Genomic DNA, 3,233 nt, shown 5'->3' on the forward strand with positions numbered 1-3,233 from the left:
CTGAAGGTGACAACAGCATATCAGAAGTAGTGAAAATAGTAAGTGAACCTGTATCAGACAAAAAGTTTAGTTTGACACCTCCAAAAGAATACTCGAAAATTGATGAATAGTTTTCAATAGTTAAAAAACAACTCTTTTTAAAAACGAAAATGCCAATGCACTTTGCATTTTAAATCCTTAAACATATGAAAAAAACAAATTACATATTACTGGTTGCACTTATTTTGAGTGTTAGTTTGGTACAATCTCAAGAAGAAAAAGTATCAAAATTCTCTTGGGATGATATTCTGGAATCAAAAGCTGATATAGGAGCTTTCCCTTACATTACTGCTCCGAACAGATTGATTGTTGATAAAAAGGAGTCTCAATCATATGAATTTGATAAATTGGAAATGTTCAATGGAAGTTCATTTTTCGTTCTTGATGGGAAAGTTGAAAGAATGACACTAGTAATGGATGGAGATAAGAAATGGGAAAATATTGGTTTGAAAAAAGCGTTTCAGAATATTTAGAATCAATTGGCGCCATATTGATTTTTGATGGACAAATTCCTTTTGAGTTTATTCAAAAATGGGGAGAAACTCCAAATCCCCAACATGAACATAAAAACGAATTTTATGCAGGAGATATTATTAACAAACCAGTAAAAATGTTTGTTTTAAAAACCAAAACGAAGAAAATAGGTTTTCAAATAATATCAGAACATTCTAGAGGAAAAATTGGTATTGTAGAATTTAAGGACTTTGAACAAACCATAGAAAAAATTACAGCTGACGATATTTTAGATGAGATTAATACTAAAGGCTACTCTACAGTATACATTAATTTTGACATTGGTAAATCGCGTATTAATGGTGGTGATTCTTTTCAAATCATTGGTGAAATTGCTAAAATGATGAAAGCAAACTCTAATTTAAAAATTAGTATTGAAGGTCATACAGATAATGTTGGTAGTGAAACATCAAACATAAAATTATCAAAAAAAAGAGCGATGTCTGTTTTTGTGACACTTATTACGGTTGGAGGTATTGATCAATCTAGACTAAAAACTAAAGGATATGGACAACAAAGGCCTGTAGACGATAATTCAACAGCAGAAGGTAGAGCTAAAAACAGACGTGTTGAATTAAGGAAAATATAAAAAGGTGTAATAATAATAATAACCATAAGTAATTGCTTGTTCCCGCCTAGGTCTTAAAATTTGCAAGGATTTTTGGTTTGGTTCTTATTTGCAAGTATAAGTGCGAAGCCACTAAACTACTAATAGCCGGGATATTGTAGTTAATTATATAAACTAGAATAACAATTTAAAAAAATAAACGAATGAAATTTAAAATTACATTTCTAATATTTATTACTGTCATTATGGTTGGTTGCAACAATGATGACGATACCGTGAAAAGTTCTTTAGAGAATTCTAATAAAATTAGAGTTGATGAAGATTTATTTTCAACTGCCCCTAATGATGACTTCGAAATAATTACGACAACAATAACTGATAACAATCTAAATCTAACTATACATTATGGAGGAGGATGTGGTAATATATATTATGACTTAATATCGGGAAATGACTATACAGAAACTGAACCTATTCAGAGAAATATTAGGTTAGCATTTGACGATAAAGATAATTGTGAAGCTGGTATAGAAATTGATCTGTCCTTTGATTTGACACAAATACAGATTTCAAGTACAGATAGAATCTTTATAAACCTTGATCGGTGGGAGAACCAAATTGAATATAATTATTAAATCTGTTGCCGACAATTGTTACAAGTAATTGTAAGTGCACAAAACTAGCCTTATAATCAGGTTGTACAACATTTTAAAGTGAATATAAATATAAAACAAAATTGAACTAAATGTTAAAAGTTATATTGATCGTAATGTTCTGCGGAATGACTTTAATTGTAAAATCACAAAATGCGAGCGTCGAAAAATCAACCTACGGTATCCAAACTGGATTTTTAGGGATTTGGTTGCATAATGAAACAAAGTTATCAAATTCAATTGCATTGCGTTCTGAAATAGGATTCGACAGCGGAATTTGGGGAGGAGACTTTTATGATGGTACGGGGTTTTTATTGACACCAGTAATTACGCTTGAACCAAGACTTTATTATAACCTGAATAAAAGAGTAAAGAAATCACGAAAAATTGACGGAAATAGCGGAAATTTTATATCGTTAAAAACAAGTTATCATCCAGATTGGTTTGTTATTTCAAACACTGATAATGTAAGTATAGTTAGTGACATTTCAATAATACCAACTTGGGGAATTAGACGAAATATTGGAAAACACTTCACATACGAAACTGGATTCGGAATTGGATACAGATACACTTTTGCGAAACAAGCTGGATTTCTTGAAAATAAAAGTGAAGTTGAAGTGAATTTAGACTTAAGAATTGGATATCGGTTTTAATTTAAAAAATATAATTAGTAACATTTTAGTATTCGTTGTATCTAAAAGTAAAATATAAGCAAACAACAAAAAGATTTTACATGAATTTTGAATTAAAAATAAGAAAATATGATTAAAAAAAGTTTATTATTAGCAATTACTTTATTGTTAATAATTTCTTGTTCAACAAGTGATGACAACACAGAAATAGTAACACACTTGGATGGGAGTTTATTTATCAACTCACTTCAGGATTTAGAGGACCCAATTATAAAAGGGTACAAGACGATTAATGGAAATTTAGTAATCAGAGGTACATATGAAATTGAGGATTTACGTGGGTTAGAAAATTTAGAAATAATTAATGGCAGTATATTAATCCATAATAATTTTGATTTAAAATCTTTAAAAGGTTTGGAGAATATTACTGAATTAGAGCAATTGGAAATAAAAAATAATCGTGAACTGTTATCACTATCCGGTCTTGAAAATTTAACAGATATACAAGAAACCTTAAGTATTTCCAATAACCAAAAATTGGAAACTTTAAACGCTTTGAATAGTTTAACTAATATTGGTTTTCTTTTTATCAATAACAATAGAATTTTGACGAACCTAAATGGCCTGGAAAGTTTAAGACAAATCCCTCAAATAGGAATTCTGAATAATATCAATTTAATTAGTTTAAATGGTTTAGAAGGAATTACTTCTTCTTCTAATGTTTCAATTGTATCTAACGATTCATTGACTGATTTTTGCTCTTTAGTTCAGTTTGTACAAGATAATAGTCAGACCGTTAGATTTTCGGCTGGTTTTAATAAATAC

5 protein-coding genes are annotated in these 3,233 nt (G+C 29.3%); all 5 read left to right on the forward strand.

Features of this window, described 5'->3' with window-relative positions:
- Positions 1 to 185 precede the first annotated feature (185 nt).
- A complete protein-coding gene (locus tag CXF67_RS08875; protein WP_102088434.1) occupies positions 186 to 512 on the forward strand; it encodes a hypothetical protein in 327 nt (108 codons plus the stop codon).
- Positions 470 to 1,141 (forward strand): OmpA family protein, encoded by a 672-nt coding sequence (locus CXF67_RS08880; RefSeq protein ID WP_102088435.1) that lies wholly within the window; start codon positions 470 to 472, stop codon positions 1,139 to 1,141. The genes CXF67_RS08875 and CXF67_RS08880 overlap by 43 nt, the downstream gene beginning before the upstream one ends.
- 224 nt (positions 1,142 to 1,365) lie before the next feature.
- Complete coding sequence (locus tag CXF67_RS08885; protein ID WP_145990424.1) at positions 1,366 to 1,755, forward strand: hypothetical protein; 390 nt, start codon at positions 1,366 to 1,368, stop codon at positions 1,753 to 1,755.
- A gap of 110 nt (positions 1,756 to 1,865) precedes the next feature.
- A complete protein-coding gene (locus CXF67_RS08890; RefSeq protein WP_102088437.1) occupies positions 1,866 to 2,429 on the forward strand; it encodes a hypothetical protein in 564 nt (187 codons plus the stop codon).
- 108 nt (positions 2,430 to 2,537) lie between these two features.
- Positions 2,538 to 3,233 (forward strand): hypothetical protein (locus CXF67_RS08895; protein ID WP_102088438.1); only part of this gene is annotated, 696 nt, incomplete at its 3' end.

This window comes from Psychroflexus sp. MES1-P1E, from assembly GCF_002836055.1.
Taxonomy (GTDB): Bacteria; Bacteroidota; Bacteroidia; order Flavobacteriales; family Flavobacteriaceae; genus Psychroflexus.

Excerpts from the sequence above, each read along its gene's own strand:
- CXF67_RS08890 (WP_102088437.1), top strand. The coding sequence starts at position 1,866 with ATGTTAAAAGTTATATTGATCGTAATGTTCTGCGGAATGACTTTAATT.
- CXF67_RS08885 (WP_145990424.1), top strand. The coding sequence starts at position 1,366 with ATGGTTGGTTGCAACAATGATGACGATACCGTGAAAAGTTCTTTAGAG.
- CXF67_RS08880 (WP_102088435.1), top strand. The coding sequence starts at position 470 with ATGGGAAAATATTGGTTTGAAAAAAGCGTTTCAGAATATTTAGAATCA.
- CXF67_RS08875 (WP_102088434.1), top strand. The coding sequence starts at position 186 with ATGAAAAAAACAAATTACATATTACTGGTTGCACTTATTTTGAGTGTT.